This is a genomic window from Paenibacillus sp. PL91, assembly GCF_012935325.2.
Lineage (GTDB): Bacteria > Bacillota > Bacilli > Paenibacillales > Paenibacillaceae > Pristimantibacillus.
Genome location: NZ_JABBYG020000010.1, coordinates 237,546 through 255,480 on the forward strand (window position 1 = coordinate 237,546; position 17,935 = coordinate 255,480).

The 17,935-nt window shown below is 48.0% G+C and carries 13 protein-coding genes; 11 read left to right on the forward strand and 2 right to left on the reverse strand.

Features of this window, described 5'->3' with window-relative positions:
• Positions 1-124: 124 nt before the first annotated feature.
• Entirely contained in the window at positions 125-925 is an 801-nt protein-coding gene (gene blaOXA / locus HI950_RS22555) for a class D beta-lactamase (protein WP_169082612.1), read from the reverse strand.
• A 154-nt stretch (positions 926-1,079) separates the two neighbouring features.
• On the opposite strand from blaOXA, the gene HI950_RS22560 reads away from it, so the two are divergent.
• The 6 genes from HI950_RS22560 (at position 1,080) to HI950_RS22585 (ending at position 7,376) form a co-directional block, all read left to right on the forward strand.
• The gene (locus tag HI950_RS22560) at positions 1,080-2,459 is read left to right on the forward strand and encodes an aminotransferase-like domain-containing protein (protein WP_169082611.1); all 1,380 of its coding nucleotides are present in this window, start codon (positions 1,080-1,082) and stop codon (positions 2,457-2,459) included.
• A gap of 83 nt (positions 2,460-2,542) precedes the next feature.
• The gene (locus HI950_RS22565) at positions 2,543-2,941 is read left to right on the forward strand and encodes an RrF2 family transcriptional regulator (protein WP_169082610.1); all 399 of its coding nucleotides are present in this window, start codon (positions 2,543-2,545) and stop codon (positions 2,939-2,941) included.
• A gap of 81 nt (positions 2,942-3,022) precedes the next feature.
• The gene (locus HI950_RS22570) at positions 3,023-3,949 is read left to right on the forward strand and encodes an NAD(P)/FAD-dependent oxidoreductase (RefSeq protein ID WP_169082609.1); all 927 of its coding nucleotides are present in this window, start codon (positions 3,023-3,025) and stop codon (positions 3,947-3,949) included.
• Positions 3,950-4,213: 264 nt separating this feature from the next.
• Positions 4,214-4,600, forward strand: a complete 387-nt coding sequence (locus tag HI950_RS22575) for a nucleotidyltransferase domain-containing protein (RefSeq protein WP_169082608.1) — start codon at positions 4,214-4,216, stop codon at positions 4,598-4,600.
• 39 nt (positions 4,601-4,639) lie between these two features.
• Positions 4,640-5,506, forward strand: coding sequence for an aminoglycoside phosphotransferase family protein (locus HI950_RS22580; protein WP_169082607.1), 867 nt, complete (start codon positions 4,640-4,642; stop codon positions 5,504-5,506).
• Positions 5,507-5,744: 238 nt separating this feature from the next.
• Positions 5,745-7,376, forward strand: coding sequence for a response regulator transcription factor (locus tag HI950_RS22585; RefSeq protein ID WP_169082606.1), 1,632 nt, complete (start codon positions 5,745-5,747; stop codon positions 7,374-7,376).
• 133 nt (positions 7,377-7,509) lie between these two features.
• Here HI950_RS22585 and HI950_RS22590 read toward each other — a convergent pair whose 3' ends face one another.
• Complete coding sequence (locus HI950_RS22590) at positions 7,510-10,245, reverse strand: alpha-mannosidase (protein WP_169082605.1); 2,736 nt, start codon at positions 10,243-10,245, stop codon at positions 7,510-7,512.
• Positions 10,246-10,477: 232 nt separating this feature from the next.
• Here HI950_RS22590 and HI950_RS22595 point away from each other — a divergent pair, with 232 nt between their 5' ends.
• The 5 genes from HI950_RS22595 to HI950_RS22615 all read left to right on the forward strand — a co-directional run bounded on the left by HI950_RS22595 (position 10,478) and on the right by HI950_RS22615 (position 17,873).
• Positions 10,478-12,304, forward strand: a complete 1,827-nt coding sequence (locus HI950_RS22595; protein ID WP_317618428.1) for a sensor histidine kinase — start codon at positions 10,478-10,480, stop codon at positions 12,302-12,304.
• Between the two features lie 27 nt (positions 12,305-12,331).
• On the forward strand, positions 12,332-13,684 hold the full coding sequence (locus HI950_RS22600; RefSeq protein ID WP_169082604.1) for an ABC transporter substrate-binding protein: 1,353 nt from the start codon (positions 12,332-12,334) through the stop codon (positions 13,682-13,684).
• 739 nt (positions 13,685-14,423) lie between these two features.
• Positions 14,424-15,350 (forward strand): ABC transporter permease, encoded by a 927-nt coding sequence (locus HI950_RS22605; RefSeq protein WP_169082603.1) that lies wholly within the window; start codon positions 14,424-14,426, stop codon positions 15,348-15,350.
• A gap of 34 nt (positions 15,351-15,384) precedes the next feature.
• Complete coding sequence (locus HI950_RS22610; protein ID WP_169082602.1) at positions 15,385-16,269, forward strand: carbohydrate ABC transporter permease; 885 nt, start codon at positions 15,385-15,387, stop codon at positions 16,267-16,269.
• Positions 16,270-16,325: 56 nt separating this feature from the next.
• A complete protein-coding gene (locus HI950_RS22615; protein ID WP_169082601.1) occupies positions 16,326-17,873 on the forward strand; it encodes an extracellular solute-binding protein in 1,548 nt (515 codons plus the stop codon).
• The last annotated feature ends 62 nt before the right edge of the window (positions 17,874-17,935 follow it).

The window sequence follows — 17,935 nt, forward strand, 5'->3', positions numbered from 1 at the left end:
AATGAAAGCGGAATCCAGATGTTAGTACTCTGGATTCCTTTTTTTTTGTTTTTTTGTTCGCGCTCATGCCTGGATTCTTCCATCCATTTCTGTAATCGAGTATATATGACTTGAAAGAAAGAACTCATAAAATGTTTAATTGCTCCAGACATTCGAGTGTAATGGTTTTGGCGGCGGTGCCGCTGCCGTCCACGTTCGTGGCAAATACCCATGCAACCTTATCGGTTTCCACATAACCCACATACCAGCCGAGTCCTAGATCGGACAACCTCGTACCCGTTTTTCCATGAATCGTGTAGTCGTCCTGTTCGTTATCGATCATAAGTCGTTTGACTGTTTTCATAGTTTGCTCTTGGAACGGTAGAGATTCTTCTACAAGCTTCTCCATGAATTGGGCTTGCTCTTGTGCGGAGATGGTTAAGCTGCTGTTCAACCAGAACTTATCAATCCCGCCGCTAATGTCTTGATTGCCATATTGGATCCGACTCAGGTTGGCCTGCATCCGTACGAGACCGATATCCCGAGCTAGCGCTTGGTAATACCAGATGGCGGAATGCCTCATGGCAGAACCTAGCGTATGATCCCGATTCCAGACGTCAAACTCCCGGACGACCCCATCCCAGCGTTTTACTTCGTACTCATCCTCAAGGGCATGCTCTTCTAAGCCAATTAATGCATTCGCTACTTTGAAAGAGGACTCAGGCGTGAAGCGTTGATTGCTCCTCTTAAGGTTGTAGGTGTAGATCTTATTCGTCTTCAGGTTTTTGATTACGGTAGTGCCAGAAACACCATGGAATAGTTCCTCTACATGAAGTGCTTTGTCACTGGAATTAGCGTCAGCCGAGCTCACGATACTGCTAAGGGGGTCTGCACTTGTTAGAAGCAGGGCAAAAAACAGCAAAACGATAACTGCGACTTTTTTCATCTTGTATTCCTCCTCCAACATCAGCATAATGGTCCAAATAGACTCCGACGAAATGGGCTTCGTCCTGTTGAGTATACGGGTATTTGTATGATTTCAAAATGGTGTTATTCATGAACTGTACCCTTACAGTTCGGAGTGAAAGGGGGTAACTAGGATGCTATATGAAGAGATTGTGGATGAGATGATGCAGCGCATTGAGCGAGGCTTATTGAAGCCGGGGAACAAACTGCCTTCAATCCGAAATTTATCCCAAGACTTCGCTTGCAGCAAGAACACGGTGATTAAGGCTTATGTCGAATTAGAGAAGAGGCATATCATCTATTCCGTGCCGCAAAGCGGTTATTATGTCATTGAGGGATACCGAGGACGGGAAAAATTAGAGGAAACGCAGGTGGACATTGATTTTCTCTCAGCCGGACCTGATCGACAGGCTATGCCCTATCGCGACTTTCAGCACTGTATCAATCAGGCCATTGAACGATACAAAGAAGAGATGTTCACGTATTCGGATGTTCAAGGACTATATTCGTTGCGAGTCCAGCTGGCCAGGCATTTGCAAGGGTTACAGGTGTTCACCGTACCCGACCGAATCTATGTGGTATCCGGCTCGCAGCAAGCTCTGCATTTGCTTGTATCTCTGCCTTTTCCCAATGGCAAGCGTAATATATGTCTCGAACAACCCACACATGCCGGGTTTATTGAATCCATTCGACAACATGGAAGGGAGGCATATGGAATTGAAGTAGGGAAAAAGGGTATTGACCTAAAGCAATTGGAAGAGCTGTTCAAGCATCATGACATCAAGCTGTTCTACATGGTCTCCCGATTTCACAACCCGACCGGTTACAGCCATACGAATGAGGAGAGGAGAAGGATCGTCGAACTGGCGCAGCAATATGATGTGTACATCTTGGAAGACGACTATATGGGCGACCTCGACTCAAACGCAAAGGCCGATCCGATGTTTGTTTACGATCCTTCTGGTAGAGTGATCTATGTGAAAAGCTTCTCGAAAGTTATGCTTCCCGGCCTCCGACTCGGTCTAGCGGTGCTCCCTGACGAGTTGCGGGAAGCTTTTCTACGAGCCAAGTTTGCTGCGGACGTGCATACGCCGATGCTTACGCAAGGAGCGCTTGAGATATACCTCCAGAGTGGAATGTTCAAAGCGCATATCGATCGTATGAGGCAGCTTTATAGCAAGAAGGCCGTCTTATTACAGCAAGCTTACAAAACGTGGCTGCCTGCAGCTGTCACCTACTCGGGTTCGTTATCCGGGTTCTATTCCACTATTGAATTGCCTTTGCCGCTTAAGGCTAAGCAGCTGGCTGATTATCTGAAGCAGCAACGTGTATGGGTAGACCATGCAGAGCGCATGTATATCCCCGAATTTTCCAAGGATAACGTGATACGTCTCAGTATTTCTCAGGTGGAAGAGGCTCTCATAGAGGAAGGAGTTCAAATCATCGCTAGGGGGATCACTGAGCTGCTGAGCAGGCGGACGGAAGTTAGGTTTGTGAGCAAGGGTCAAGGATAATGATATGGTGATGCCAAAAAAACTTGCCTTTAAGATCGATTGCAGTTATTATGGATTCATAAAGTCGTTAATGGAGGTGCTGAATGAAATATTCCCAGGCGACCGATTATGCGCTTCATGCGATGCTCTATCTGGTAACGGCGGCGCCTGATAAGCCTGTTGGCATACAATTGCTTGCTGAGAAGCTTGGCGTTTCGCAGACCTATCTGTCCAAGATGATGACCAAGCTTGTCAAGGCCGGATTGATTCAATCCTCGCCAGGCGCAAATGGTGGATACCGTCTTAAACGGACGCAGGAAGATGTCTCCTTTCTTGATGTCATTCGTGCGATCGAAGGGACTGCTTCCTTGTTCGAATGCAGCCTGAATCACGGAAGCGAATGTCTTATTCAGCAGGTTGTTATAGATGCTGAACGTCAGATGGAGCAGTTTTTGGAAGACAAAAAAATAGCGGATTTGGCAGTATTATTCAAGACGGAGTAATGATCCGTCCTTTTTTTAGAGTTATTAAAGATATAATGAGTCTATTATATCTCTAATATAAATTGAAATGTGAAAGGGAGAATGAAGATGACTCACGATTGTGCTATTATCGGAGGAGGGCCAGCAGGCTTAAATGCTGCTCTAGTGTTAGGCAGGGCAAGAAAAAATGTGGTAGTTATTGATGAAGGGCGTCCACGAAATGGGGTTACTCGCCATACTCACGGCTTTCTTACTAGAGATCATATAAGTCCAAGTGAATTTAGGCGAATTGCGAAGGAAGAAATTAGTTCATATCCATCCGTTTATTTTGAGGAGGATACTGCCGTATCGATTACGGGAACCGATGGTGATTTTCAAATTACGACTTCACAAGGAAAGAGCTATCGAAGCAAGAAGGTGCTTTTTGCAATAGGAATGAAGGACCTTCCGTTGGATATTAAGGGACTGGCAGATGTATATGGTAAAAGCGCCTTTATTTGCCCGTATTGTGATGGCTGGGAATTAAGAGAGCAGCCGCTTGTCCTAATAGTCAAGGGAGCAGATGCACTGCACATGGCCAAAATGATTTCTGGATGGACGAATCATTTAACAATCTGTACCAATGGACCTGATGAATTGACGGACGCACAGCGTGAGGAACTGAATCAGCATAACGTTTCTATATTTGACTCACCGATCTTTTCGATAGAATCTAACGAGGGCATGGTGCAGGATGTCGTTCTGGAGGACAGTACAAAGATCTCATGCAATGGCCTATTTTTCAGGCCAAAGCTAGTTACCGGATCAGACCTGCCGCAACAAATAGGCTGCGAGATCACAGAAACGGGGACTGTCATCGTCGATCATTTCGGGAAAACGAACGTTCCGGGCATCTATAGTGCCGGTGATGCAGCATCGCAGCTTCATCAAGCGATTATAGCCGCTTCGTTGGGTTCATTGGCCGGTGTGGGCATTAACAACGAACTGAATGAAGAGGCTTGGAATAAACCCCAGTCTGGCAAGGAGTAGTTTACACAGTTATATTTGTCTGGAAAAGGCAGCCAAGACAGGCTGCCTTTTCCCCCATATTGAATAGGTAAAACTGCAATTTGTAAGGCGTCCAAATTCTACTTGGCTGCATTCTTTGGATCTTGATCTTTTCATATCTTAAAAAGAAATAGACTTAATGTTTATTGATATTGCTTTAAATTCATTCTGAATGCAAATAGGCTGCATAATTGAAGAATTCAGGTTAGAGAAGATTTTGTGGAACGGAGTGGTAGGTGATCGCGAATGAATATTAAAGCATTTTTGGAGCGGGTTGTTGCTTTGTTTGCGAAGCAGCTAGATGATCATTTGGTAGGCGTATACTTACATGGATCATTAGCCATGCACTGCTTCAACCCGGAGACGAGTGACGTCGACCTTCTTGTTGTCGTCAAAAGAGAGCTGAGCGGCGATTTGCGGAATAATGTCGTATCGAAGCTGCTAAAGCGCGAGGCTGAAGCTTACGAAGAAAAGACCATTGTAAATATTCAAACAACAATTCACGACCTTTTTGAACGCTTGCGGCAGATGTGCAATGGACAAACGAACGATGAGAAGGCGGGAGAACTGGAGTTTGTTTCATTTGCCCAATGGATGATCAAGGAAATAAATAGAGGTAAGCCTGCTTTATAGCTGAACGGTTCCCATCAATTTCAAAAGCGAGGAAAATAAATGTATATAATAAATGCCGATTTAGTACGTAGATTAATTAAAAAGCAATTTCCTCAATGGGCAGACTTACCGGTCAAGCCTGTTGAAAAAGGCGGTTATGACAACTTTACCTTTCATTTAGGCGATGAGATGAGCGTGAGGCTGCCAAGAGACGAAGGTCACGCTCCGCAGGCTGAGAAAGAAGCTTACTGGCTGCCAAAGCTCAAACCTCATCTTTCGCTGCCTATTCCTGTTCCTTTAGCAAAAGGAAAGCCGGACGAAGACTACCCGTTTTTCTGGTCCGTTAATAGCTGGATTGAGGGAGAAACCTTAAGGCATGACAATATCTCAGATATGAATGAATTTGCCGTTGAGCTTTCTATGTTTATGAAGGAGCTTCAAAGTATCGACGCAAAGGACGGTCCTGCAGGTGGTGAGCATAACTATTTTAGAGGTTGCCCTCTGACAGTGTACAACGATCAGACTTTATCAGCCCTTGAAACGCTGGGTGGTTTAGCAGATACAGAAAAGTGTCTAAAAATATGGCATCAAGCAATAGCATCGGAATGGACAAAAAAGCCTGTTTGGATTCATGGTGACATTGCTCCAGGAAATCTTCTTGTAAAGAACGGCAAGTTATCAGCCGTTATAGACTTTGGCATAATGGCTGTTGGCGATCCTGCAGCCGAATTAACCATGGCATGGACATTTTTTGATGACAAGAGCAGGGGAGCGTTTCTTCAATCTACGGGCCTTGACACCGAAACGGAAAGCAGGGCAAGAGGCTGGGCGTTATGGAAAGCACTAATAACATACGCATGGCAAGATAAGGAATCCGTATCTGCATTAGAAGCGAAGAAGGTTATTGATGTATTGCTGAATGAATAGCGGATATGCATTGCCTGCTGGATTTTACTGCGTTTCAGATCTATTCCATGTTTGATTTCTTAACCACCCTCCGACTAACCATCGCAGGGTGGTTTTCTTTTATGCCCATTTATTTAAAACAACCCCATAAAGTTTGCTTTTACCCCCGTGCAATCCAAAATACAGTCAGGTAGTATGGAGGTAAGCAACAGCTAGATGAGCAAGGTTAATGAAAATGCAAGAGGGGTAAGGTGAGAGGATGCTGCGTGCGCTAATTGTGGACGATGAATTCGAAATCCGCGAAGGTTTGCGTAACCGCTTTCCTTGGGAAGCTTTTGGCATCGAGGAAGTGCTGGTCGCCGATGATGGGGATACAGCCTTGATGCTCGCGCTGGATAAACGGCCAGATCTAATCGTTACCGATATTAAAATGAACCGGATGTCCGGTCTTGAATTTCTCCGTTCCTTGCGTGCTGTGGAGGATTATAAGCCGGAGGCGATTGTTGTCAGCGGCTATGATGATTTTGAGCTGGTCAAGCAGGCGATGCAAATCGGTGTACTGGACTATATTCTCAAGCCGATCAATTTGGAGGAGCTGGACCAAATCGTTGGCAAAACGATGGACCATATCCATAAGAAAAGAATGGATCTGCATAATGAACAGCAGCTGATTAATCAGGTGAAGTTCGCGATACCGAAAATGCGCGAGGAGCTGCTCAGAGAGATGGTGGAGCAGGAATACGGTCCCTACCGAGAAGCGAGGAGACGCCATCGCCTGCAGACGCTCCATTTGGAATGGATCGCGAGCCAGCAATTGACGCTTGTAGTCGTTGAGGCTGATGATCTGAAAGCAATTGAGAATCGCCACGCCAAGGAGAAGGAGCTGGTGCTGTTTGGAATCGGAAATGTCGTAAATCAAACACTGGAGGAGGAATACCCGTACCCCTTCGCGCTTTGCACAGACAGCAGCAACCGCTGGGTCGTCCTATTAAGCTGCTCGCGCCCAGAGCATGCGGAGCTTAGCCGGGGCATGGCACAGCTATGCTTGCAGCGAATCAATGATTTCGTGAAGGTGAAGGCGAGCGCAGGCATGCGAACGACACCTTGCACGTTTGAGCATCTCCATGACATGTATGCGGAAGCGATAAATGTATTGGAGCAGAAGGCGGTTTATGGCGGCAATCGATTATTTACGGAGCAGGGGCTTTATTATGAAGGCGATGGTGGAGACCTGTCGCTTGGCGAGCCCGAGGAGGTGCTGGACCTCGTTAAGTATGGATCAGATGATGAGATAACGGCGGCGATGGATCGATTTGTGGAGATGGTTCAAGCTTGGCGGCTGAGTCAATTGCGGGATATCCAGCAGAAAATATTCGAATGGCTGTTTGAAGTATTTCGAAGAGCGGCTGCAGCCGGCATCCCGAATAAAAATTGGGGCAGCAATCCGATAGCGGTATGGGAGCAGCTGGAGCAATACGATACGCTGCAGTCGCTGCGTGTGCAGACGGAAATATTTCTGCAAGCGATAGCTTCCGACTTTCGCAAGCTATCCGCAACGCCAAGCCAAATTGTATGTGAGGCGGAGAAAATATTGCACCGCGATTATGCCGAGAGCCTGACGCTGCAAAGCGTCGCGATGGCCGTTCATGTGACGCCCGTGTGGCTGAGCAAGCTGTTCAAGAAAGAGAAGCGGAAAACCTTTTTGGAATATTTGACGGAAATACGCATTGAGAAGGCGAAGGAAATGCTGGGAGACATTCAGTACAAGGTGTACCAAATTTCATATCAGGTTGGTTATAAGGACCCGGTTCATTTCTCCAAGCTATTCAAAAAACAAGTGGGCTGCACGCCAAAGGAATATAGGCGGCAAAGAGGCATCGCGGACGAATAATCCTTGCGGGAGCATACAAATAGGAGCAGCGGCGTTCAAGTTGACAGCAAGAGGCAGACTCTAAGGGGAAATGGCATGACCTTATGAAGCTGCCTCTTTTGCGTCAAACGTTGAAGCCTGTAATATGAAACGCTTATTCCGATGCTGCGGGTAAGCCAATGGTTACAATTTTATAGCCTTCTACTTGAACCGTATCGTTGATCAGCTCGGAGCCTGCGTCTTCCATAATGGTGCTAACATAGGCGTGGGAAGCTGCATTTGGCTGAACAGCCAATCTCGTTTCTGATCCAGCCATATTGTACCACCGGGCCATGCTGTCGCCTCTTGCCTCGTTGATCTTCAAGCTGGAGAAGGCAAGCTGATCGCCGTTCCACTTGAGAAAATCATGGGCAGCTGCGAGCTCGCCATCATGCAAGCCCGTACCGATCGCAGTCAGCGGAATGGGGAACCGGTACGCTTCTCGGTAAGCATGAAAGCGGTCCGCTTCGTCGCCATAAGGGATGATCATCCATTCGGCTTCATTAGCGCCAAGGCACTGCGCGTCCGGCGTATGGAATACGCCCCAGTCGCCAAGCTCGCCGACTGCGCGAAGCAGCGTTAACGCGATCGTGTTTCTTCCGTCTTGGAGCACCTCGTACTCATTTAAGCCTTTGCCTGCAACGGTTAAGCCTCTTTGATCGGCGTGAACGTCGATAAAGGCTTGCATATGCTGGCAGTTGCTCGGATTTTCCCATTCCTTGGACGGTACGTTTTGGCGCTCGGCAACCTCAAAGATCGAGTCGGCAAAATGTGTCGTTGCAAGAATATCCGATGGGAGCAATACGCGAAGCCTGTGATCCATGGACTGATTTTCAATACGCGCATGAACATGCACGCCTTTGCCTTCTCGCTCAAGGCTGACGCGGGTCACGATGACCAGCGGAGCAAGCAAATCGGATCTGCCGGCCTTCCGCTGCCGGAACTCGACCATCGTCCGGACTTCTTCCGCGAGCAGGTCGTCCGCCCGTGCTGGTATAGATAGACAATGTACGATTTCGATAGCTGCCCGGTAGGGCGTATCCTCAACAACCCGAATTTCGGCTTTGCTCCCCTTTGTCGTAATCGGCAGGTCGCCGGCTGGCTGCTTGAAAATATATTCGTTGCCGATATCGCCGACGTTCTCGTAATGGCCGAGGTCAAGAAAAAGCTGCCTGCTATGCTTGTCATAAACAACATAGCTTCCGTCTTCCTCTACCGTCAGTCTGAGATGGCGATTTTCGAGCGTCGCCTTGCCAGCCAATAGGGACTCGCGTGTATCGTTTGCGGGCTTGCTTTCATTTTTGCTCGGAATCCATGCGAAGGAGCTATAGCCCATGGAAGGCAGCGTTCCCGTCTCGAAGGTTATGCTGAGCGCACGTGCCATATAGGGCTGCCGGAATTTATCGTTTGGCAATTCATAGCCGAAGCGCACGCCCAAATCTTGAACGGTGAAAGCGATTCTATCTCCGTCCGCGTTAACCAAATATCCGTCGGCATGCGTTCGCTCCTTAACGAGCTCGGCTACCGCAACCGGATTTTCGCTTTGATCGAAGAAGCGGTGAGACCATTCAATTTCAACGGTTAGGACAGAAGACCCCTCGTAGCCGCTAGTATTAAAGACAACAAAAGGCGCTGCTGACTCGCCAAATGCTGCAAAATGGCTCGTATTCATTTTTGTGCTTATGAATTTGGCGCTTTCGTTCGTTAGCGCTTTGCCAACCTCCATGCTTTTGGCAAACCGTGTTTGCATCTCATGATAGACCTCGTCGACGCTGCAGCCGCAAATGCTGTCATGCGGATGGTTTTGCATTAACGTTTTCCAAGCATATTGAAAAAGCCCGTGAGGGTAAGGCTTGCCTAGCTGATGCGCGATGGCAGAGATCGGCTCAGCTACTTTCTCCAGCAGCGTCTGATTCCGCTGATTCAGCTGCTTGATATAGACGCGTGCGGAAGCGGTATTGACTAAGGAATACCAGCCATCCGTCTGCTGGCCGCGAAGCTCGCCGCGCGTCAGGCTTAAGCTTGGTGGCTGCTCTGACTGAACGGCCTTGATATAGTCGTCAAAGCTAGAGTGGACGAACTCGAAATCCGGGAAGAGCTCCCTGGCAACGCGAAGCGCTTCGGAGAGATTCGTCTGAATGGGCTGATGATCGCAGCCGTTCATGAGCAGAAGCTGAGAGGTTGAGGCATAATGCATCGCTCGCGCCAGCCGATGCTCCCAGTAAGGCTTCGCTTTCTGCGGATCAACGGGAATTTCCATGCCGTTGTTGTACCAGTTGGCGAAGAGGATGCCGAGAACGCTTGAGCCGTCCGGCGCCTGCCAGATCAGCTCGGAGAAGGGTGATTCAAGGCCGGAGGAATCCTCTACCCGGTTGTTAAAGCCGGTTGCCTTGACCCCCCTTCCGAAGACGGCGGTGTCAATGCCCGCTTGTCTCAGAAGCTGCGCGGCTTGGCCCATATTGCCAAATGAATCGGGAAAATAGCCAAGCTTCGAGATCGGTCCAAATTTTGCCGCATCCCGATGCCCGATTTGCAAGTTTCTAACGTTAGCCTCGCTGCTCGTCAGAAATTCGTCCTGCAAAATATACCAAGGGCCTAGAGACAGCTTGCCCTCATCGCAAAGCTTTTGGATTTGATCGCGCTTCTCCGGGTATACCTGCAAATAATCGTCCAAAATAATCGTTTGCCCATCCAAATAAAAGCTGCGGAAATCAGGATCGGCCTCGAACGTATCCAGCAGCGTGTCCATCGTTTCAATAAGCTTCACATGATGGGCCTCGTAAGGCATGTACCATTCTCTATCCCAATGGGTGTGGGAAATGACATGTACCACCCTTTTCGATGCAGTCATTCTTGTTCCTCTTTTCCTTGAAAGGTTAGGTATTACGGGTATAGTCTAATGAATCCGCGGCTCGGTCACAATGAGGGAATCACAAACTTTAAGGGGAATTATTATCGCTTTGGGGCGAAAGAGCGAGCAGGCATAAAGATGCTCCTAAGAGAGAGGAAATTGCATCTTGCAGCATGAACGGTAATGCGTATAAAATCGAGGACAAGTCTACCTTCGAACAGGAGGCAGCATAGTGGAAGGAAGGTACATGCAGATGAATAAAGTCTCCTTTCGGTTGGCCTCATCCTTCCGCAATCGGATGATTCTCATTTTTTTTATGATCATAATCGTTCCGTTTCTGCTGTTTGCGTATTACGCGCATATCAAATCGATTGAGGGCATTTCCAATACGAATACGACGATGTCCATGAGCTATCTTCTCCAGGCGAGAAAAAACTTCGAAATTTATCTCAATAAATTAAACGAACAGGTGAATGAAGTGATCGGCAATAAAGCGCTTCAGGATTTGCTTGAAAAAGAACCACGGGATCAAGCCGAAGAAGAAGCGTTTACAGTCAATCTGCTGACGGTGCTTTATCATGCGACTCCAGCCATTGATGCTTTCCGGGTTAAGGTTTATCCGATTGTACCGACGGATTACCCTTCATACATGAGGACGATTGATGAATCGGTGCGCATAGGCGATCAGTATTGGTTCCAGCGCTCTAAGGCTACGGTTAGCCCGACCTGGTATTTGACCATGCCGCAGCAAGGCAAATATGCAAAGCCGCTGCTCTCTTATGTCAAACGTTTTTCGGGACTGTACGACCAAAAACTGAGAGGAATCATCGCTACGGATCTGTCTGAGGATTATTTGAAGCGCTATTTCTCGCCATCCGACCAACTAAAGGATCAGAAGCTGCTGCTTATAAATGAGAAAGGGATCGTACATTACGATTCCTCGGTTAATGAATGGACCGGGAAGCCGTTTCCGTCAGCATCATTCATCTCATATATGAACACCGGCGATGAAGGCTCCAAATCGATTGCGATTGAAGGGGAAACCTATTTGGCTACCTATATAAGGATGGCTAACCATCCATGGACAATCGTAAGCCTGACTCCCCTTCACGAGCTGACGGGGACGATTGATGAGATTAACCGCATGCTCGTTATCTTTCTGATCGTATATCTTGTTTGCTGTATTAGCGTCGTCTTTTATATTACCGCTTATTACACGCAGCCCATCGCTCATCTGGTTCGAATCATGAGAAGACTGGAAGCGGACAACCTGCATTATTTGCTGCCTTGGTCGTCACGAAAGGATGAGGTTGGATGGCTTTATAGAGGAGTCGGCAGCCTGGTTCAGCGAATAGAAGGGTTGATTAAGGAAGCGGCACGCTCGGAGAGGAACAAAAAGGCGCTCGAGTTTCAAGTGCTTAGCCATCAGATAAATCCGCATTTTTTATACAATACGTTGGAGTCGATCAGGTGGAAGGCGGAAAATCATGGCCGCAGCGATATTAGCGAGATGGTGTCGGCACTAGGCAACCTGCTGAGGCTCAGTTTGAATCAAGGCAAAGAGATTACGACGCTGCGCCGCGAGATCGAGCAGGTCAAAGCTTATGTGTTAATTGAACAAGCGAGGATGGGGAAGGTTGTCCGCATCTTGTATGCATGCGAGGAAGCGACGATGGATTTGCCGTTTTTACGGCTTCTGCTGCAGCCGCTTGTGGAAAACGCGATCCAGCACAGCGTGCGGGACAACTTCGAGAAAGGCAAAATCATGATAACGGCAAGAAGAGAAGGCGACGATCTCGTAATCGATATCGCGGATAATGGCAAAGGCATTCCGGCTTCGGTTCTGGAGCAGCTGGAGAAGGAGGAGGAGCCAAGCGTCCAGTTCTCCCATACGCGCAGAGGAGTAGGGCTTCGCAATGTGAACGATAGGCTTAAGCTTTATTTTGGCGACGCATACAAGCTTCATATTGCAACAGGGCCAGCTATCGGCACGAAGATTACGTTAAGGCATCCTATTCTGAAGGAAGGCCAGGATATGGATTCGATCGGGAATGGGTGAAGCGTGAGTATCTAAGGAGGCATAACCTTGAAAAACAAACGTACAAACACATTTGTTATAAGTATACTCCTGATGTTTATGCTCGTTTTTACTGCTTGCTCGTTTAATGGCATGGGTGGCGGAGATGCGGCAAAGGAAATTCGCAAAGCGAACAAAGGGCTGGAGCCGCCCAAAGCTCCCGTCACGCTGAAGCTGCTCACATGGGCTGATGAAACCTACCAAGAGCTTTATGACAAATTTAATGCGAGATATCCTTGGATTACGATTGAGCCTATCCCAATTGTAGGCGGTGATGACGGCATTATGGCCAAAATAATAGAGCTTGAAGCAGCCGGAACGCCCGCCGACCTGACGTGGGTCGTCGGTGACCTGCTCCGCTTCGAGCAAAGCGGCTTGCTCGAAAATTTGAAGCCGTATATGAATGCCGATGCATCCTTTCAAGAAAAGGTGCTGCCTGACGGATACTTCGATACGATGGCTTATAATGGCCGCAGGCTTGCGGTGCCGTTCGTTGACGTACCGATGTGGATAGTCGTAAACAAGGATTTGCTTGCCAAGCATGGCGTAGATATGCCGCCGAATAATTGGAGCTTCGATGATTTTCGTGAAATCGCAAGGCGTGTGACGGACCCTGCGGCAGGGGAATACGGCCTGACTACGAGCAGCGACTTCGTAATGCGCCTGCTCCCGATGAAAGCGGCAGCTGATGGACATGCTCCGAATCTAGCTTATTTAAATGAGCGATTGACGCAAAGCCTGTTAAGTACGCCAGCTGTGATGGAGGACGTGCGATGGCTGTCGGAGTTCGTCACGAAGGACGGCTCCATGCTGTCTTGGGATAAAGCTGCAGAGCAAGGCGATGTGGTAAGACAGTTCATCAACGGCAAAACCGCATTTGAAATCGGCGGGGACTGGCTGCTTCCGAGGCTGCAGAAGGAAGCGAAGTTTGAATGGGATATCCTTCCTTTTCCTAGAGGCAAGGTCAACCAATTCTCCTTCCATATTTATGGGCCGCTCGCGCTGCTAAGCGGCTCGAAGCATAAGGAGGAGGCTTACAAATGGATTAGCTTCCAATTCGAGACGGAGGCGCAAAAGTGGAAGATCGAGAAGGGCGCCAACGCTTCCGTCATTGAGCCGGAGCTGACGGAATATATCGATCAGGTTCCCTTGTGGCAGGGGAAAAACATAGAGGCGGTCAAGATGACCAAGGATAACGGACTCGTGCTGCCAGGCGCTACAATCCCCGGCTTCTCAGAATATAATTGGATCAACGTCATCAATGATATCGTCTTCCAAGGTGATGACATCAACCGGATTATTCCGGAGACGGAAGCATGGAACAAAAAGACGATGGAATTGCGGAAGAAATGGAAGCGATAATCTTATAAGTCGGATAGGCTGTCTAGCAAGGTTGATCGACCTTGATGACGGCCTATTATTTTGCAGCAAGAGGTAACGGCTATCATTCGTTCCTTTTAGGAGGAGCATGCTGCAAACCGAATTATGCTTAGAACATTGAAAGTACCGCCCACCTCCACTAACCAACGATTTGTTCTGGTCATTATGCTATTAGGAATAGATCTAGAAACTAGATCTATTCTCCCCAAACCAGCCACATACGCAGAAATAAGTCTAGAAACTAGACTTATTGCGGCTCTAGCCCCTCAATATAGCGATCGCAGCACCCATTTCCAGAAAATAGAGCTAGAAACTAGATCTATTCTCCCCAAACCAGCCTCATATGCAGAAATAAGTCTAGAAACTAGACTTATTGCGGCTCTAGCCCCTCAATATAGCGATCGCAGCACCCACTTCCAAAAAAATAGATCTAGAAACTAGATCTATTCTCCCCAAACCAGCCTCATTCACAGAAATAAGTCTAGAAACTAGACTTATTGCCCAGCGCATTCCGCGCCACCACATGCAAATCGAGGCACCGCTCTATCGCAGGGGCTGCGCACAGGCTAGTTGACCTGCGAGCCAGCCTCTTATTCCCCTGCAAGGACAAGCCAGCATCGAGGAGGATAAACCTAAACCACAAAGTATAAGAATGGCTCATAGTAAGCCCAGATAGGCTCCTTTAGAATAAAAGTATCACACATGGGGAAGGGAAATCGATATGAAATCAAATGGAGTCATTCGGGAATTGCTTAGAAATCGCACGTTGCTGCTCATGTTCCTGCCCGTAGCGACGCTCCTTTTTCTCTTTAACTACTTGCCGCTCGCAGGGTTAGTCATTGCCTTCAAGGACTTTGACTTCGCCAAAGGTATCTTTGGGAGCGATTGGATGGACCCGCTGCTGAACAACTTCGAGTATTTGTTCTCGTCCTCCACCGCATACCGGGCTATTCGAAACACGATCCTGCTGAATGCGCTGTTCATTATAGTAGGGCTTTTGTTCGAGGTTGGCTTTGCCTTGCTACTTAATGAGATTAGGAACAAATATTTTAAGAGGGTTACGCAGTCGCTTACGTTTTTGCCTTTCTTTATCTCATGGATTGTCGTTGGCGTATTCGCATACAATCTGATGAATTTTGAGAGCGGTGCGATCAATCGAGTACTAGAGTCATTTGGCATGCAGCCGATCGATTTTTATAGCGAGGCAGGCTTATGGCCGCTTATATTAACCATCGCGGTACGCTGGAAGGTTACGGGCTATGGAACGATCATTTATTTGGCGGCTCTCACGTCTATTGATAATTCGTATTACGAAGCGGCTTCGATCGACGGCGCCACAAGGTGGCAGCAAATCCGGTTCATCAGCATACCGATGCTGAGGCCAACGATCATCATTTTAACGCTGCTGGCGGTAGGAAGAATTATGAATGCGGATTTTGGGATGTTCTACGCGATGGTTGGAGATGCTTCACTTTTGTTTCCGACGACAGACGTTATCGATACGTTCGTTTATCGCAGCCTGCGCAAATCGGGGGATATCGGCATGGCGTCCGCCGCGGGCTTCCTGCAATCGATCATTGCATTCGTGCTCATTATCGGCAGCAATTATGCAGCTCGCAAAATAGACAAGGATTCGGCGATTTTCTAATCATGTCATTTTACATCAAGGGAGGATCATTCATATGCTTGCAAAAAAGTTCTCGATCTCACAGTTTATCATCATTGTAGCCATCTCCCTGTTCAGCTTGTCCTGCCTGTTTCCGTTCATTATGGTTATTTCGGGCTCGCTGAGCTCGGAGAAGGACATTATGGATTATGGATACACGCTATGGCCCAAAAGCATTACCTTTGACTCCTATCGCATCCTGTTTCTCGGCTCCAACCGCATCATTGATGCTTATGGCGTCAGCCTGTTCGTTACAATCGCAGGTACGGTCCTTTCCCTGTTCGTAACAAGCATGGGCGCATACGTCATGGCGAGACGGTCGTTTAAATACCGGAATATTTTGTCTGTCTACGTTATTATTACGATGCTGTTCAATGGCGGACTCGTGCCTTGGTACATCATTTGCGTCAGATATTTGGACCTAAAGGACACACTTTGGGCGCTTATTTTACCGATGCTGGCTAATGCCTTCAATATGTTCCTCATCCGAAACTTTATGTTATCCATACCCGAGGACATGAATGAATCGGCGAAAATGGACGGCGCAGGCGATTTCAAAATCTTTTACCGCCTCATTGCGCCGCTTTCGTTGCCCGTGCTTGCCACGGTAGGTTTGTTCGTAGCGTTAAGCTACTGGAATGACTGGTTTCTTGGCCTCATGTTCGTCGATAAACAGGAGCTTCAACCGCTCCAGCTGCTGCTGCGAACGCTCATATCCAATGTGGAATTTTTGAAGAGCTCCAGCAACGCGTCAGCCATGCAGCGCATATCGGCGCAGATTCCTTCGGAATCGATCAAGATGGCGCTGACCGTCGTTACGATCGGCCCAATCATTTTCTTGTACCCATTCGTTCAACGATTTTTCGTAAAAGGTTTGATGGTTGGCGCCGTAAAAGGATGACTATGTCGGCTTCAGCCGTGTAGTATATAAATCACATGCTAAGGGGAGAGGTTCAGATGAAAAAAAGAAAAACAAAACTGCCGCTGCTTATTGCCGCCATTATGCTGTATAGCGTTATTTTGGCAGCTTGCAGCTCAAACAACGGAAATGCCCCAAGCAATGGGACGACAAATGCGCCTTCCAATGCGCCCGGGGAGAAGCAGGAGGACGAGGTCACGCTCAAGTTTTATTTTGGCGGGGATAAGAAGGCGGCTACGGACGAGGTTTGGTCCAAGGTCAGCGAATACGTGAAGGCTAAAGGGCTTAACGTGAAGTTCGATATCAACTTTATTCCGTTTGGCGATTTTAAAGAAAAAATGCTCGTTATGGCCGCTTCCGGCGATAACTGGGATATGAACTTCGACGGCGATTGGCTGTCGTACAAGCAAATGGCCGCGAAGGGCTCCTATATGGCGCTGAACGATTTGCTGCCGGAGTACGCGCCGAATCTGCACAAGAAATACGAAGAGCAGGGAACGCTTGCAGCTGCAACGGTGAACGGCAACATTGTAGGGCTTCCTTGGACGATGAAAATGAACGAACGCAAGTTTACCGGCTGGCGCTCCGACCTTGTTGAGAAAGCTGGCCTTGATATCCCTGCGGGCTCCATCAAGACGATTGAGGATGTCGACAGATTGCTGCGCGAGCTCAAAAAAGCGTATCCAAACGAAAGAATTTCCCGTACGCCGCCCGTTTCGCTTATTATGATTCGCGATGAGTGGGTAGACCTTAACTTCCACGGTCTCGGCTTCTATTTGAGCGACGATAAAATTACGGTACAAGCGGTGGAGCAGCAGCCTTTCTATCTCGAAGCGGCAAAGCTCGCAAAGGTCTGGTATGACGATAATCTCATCAACAGAGACGCCATGATCGATAAATCGGATGAAGCGGCTGAGTGGAGAAACGGCAAAAAGCTGTTTACTGTAACGTCGCATGAATGGGTAAGCGCAAACCCAGGCTTCTCCGATCCTTCGTTTAAGATGGAATCTGCCGAGCTTTACCCGGATAAGCGTTTCGTTAACCGTACCGCTCTTGCCAACGTCGTTGCGATCAACCGCAACTCCAAAAACCCGGAGCGCGTCCTTCGTTTCCTCGACATGATGGAAACCGACAAAACGCTGTATGACCTTGTGCAATACGGAATCGAAGGGAAAACCTATGTATTGAACGGGGAAACGGCCGAATATCCGGAAGGCATGGAAACGACGACGAGCAACTACATGGAGTGGGGCGGCCAATGGGCATTCTGGAAGCCGCAATTCATGCGTCCGACGATGACATACGGAAAAGACTTCTGGTTGAAGGAAGCTGAATTCGCAAGCAAGCCTAACAATGTAAACTCTCCGATTGACGGCTTGTTCATCGCGGAGGACAACATGAAAAACGAAATTGCTAAACGCGATACCGCAAGCGATGAGCTGAATAGACCGATTGAGTTTGGCGTCGTAAAAGATGTGGAGAAAGCGGTAGCGGACTATATCGCCACTCAAAAGAAAAACGGCCTTGATGTCATCATCGCTGAAACGCAAAGACAAATCGATGAATTCCTTGCAGCCAAAAAATAATACACACACCACTTGAGAAGCCGACCTGATGTTTAAATAAGGGAGGCTTCTCTTTTTAAATG

What these genes read in the sequence shown, in the direction of transcription:
- HI950_RS22560 (WP_169082611.1), top strand. Translation starts at nt 1,080, where the DNA reads ATGCTATATGAAGAGATTGTGGATGAGATGATGCAGCGCATTGAGCGA.
- HI950_RS22565 (WP_169082610.1), top strand. Translation starts at nt 2,543, where the DNA reads ATGAAATATTCCCAGGCGACCGATTATGCGCTTCATGCGATGCTCTAT.
- HI950_RS22580 (WP_169082607.1), top strand. Translation starts at nt 4,640, where the DNA reads ATGTATATAATAAATGCCGATTTAGTACGTAGATTAATTAAAAAGCAA.
- HI950_RS22615 (WP_169082601.1), top strand. Translation starts at nt 16,326, where the DNA reads ATGAAAAAAAGAAAAACAAAACTGCCGCTGCTTATTGCCGCCATTATG.
- HI950_RS22605 (WP_169082603.1), top strand. Translation starts at nt 14,424, where the DNA reads ATGAAATCAAATGGAGTCATTCGGGAATTGCTTAGAAATCGCACGTTG.
- HI950_RS22590 (WP_169082605.1), bottom strand. Translation starts at nt 10,245, where the DNA reads ATGACTGCATCGAAAAGGGTGGTACATGTCATTTCCCACACCCATTGG.
- HI950_RS22575 (WP_169082608.1), top strand. Translation starts at nt 4,214, where the DNA reads ATGAATATTAAAGCATTTTTGGAGCGGGTTGTTGCTTTGTTTGCGAAG.
- HI950_RS22610 (WP_169082602.1), top strand. Translation starts at nt 15,385, where the DNA reads ATGCTTGCAAAAAAGTTCTCGATCTCACAGTTTATCATCATTGTAGCC.
- HI950_RS22570 (WP_169082609.1), top strand. Translation starts at nt 3,023, where the DNA reads ATGAAGATGACTCACGATTGTGCTATTATCGGAGGAGGGCCAGCAGGC.
- blaOXA (WP_169082612.1), bottom strand. Translation starts at nt 925, where the DNA reads ATGAAAAAAGTCGCAGTTATCGTTTTGCTGTTTTTTGCCCTGCTTCTA.
- HI950_RS22585 (WP_169082606.1), top strand. Translation starts at nt 5,745, where the DNA reads ATGCTGCGTGCGCTAATTGTGGACGATGAATTCGAAATCCGCGAAGGT.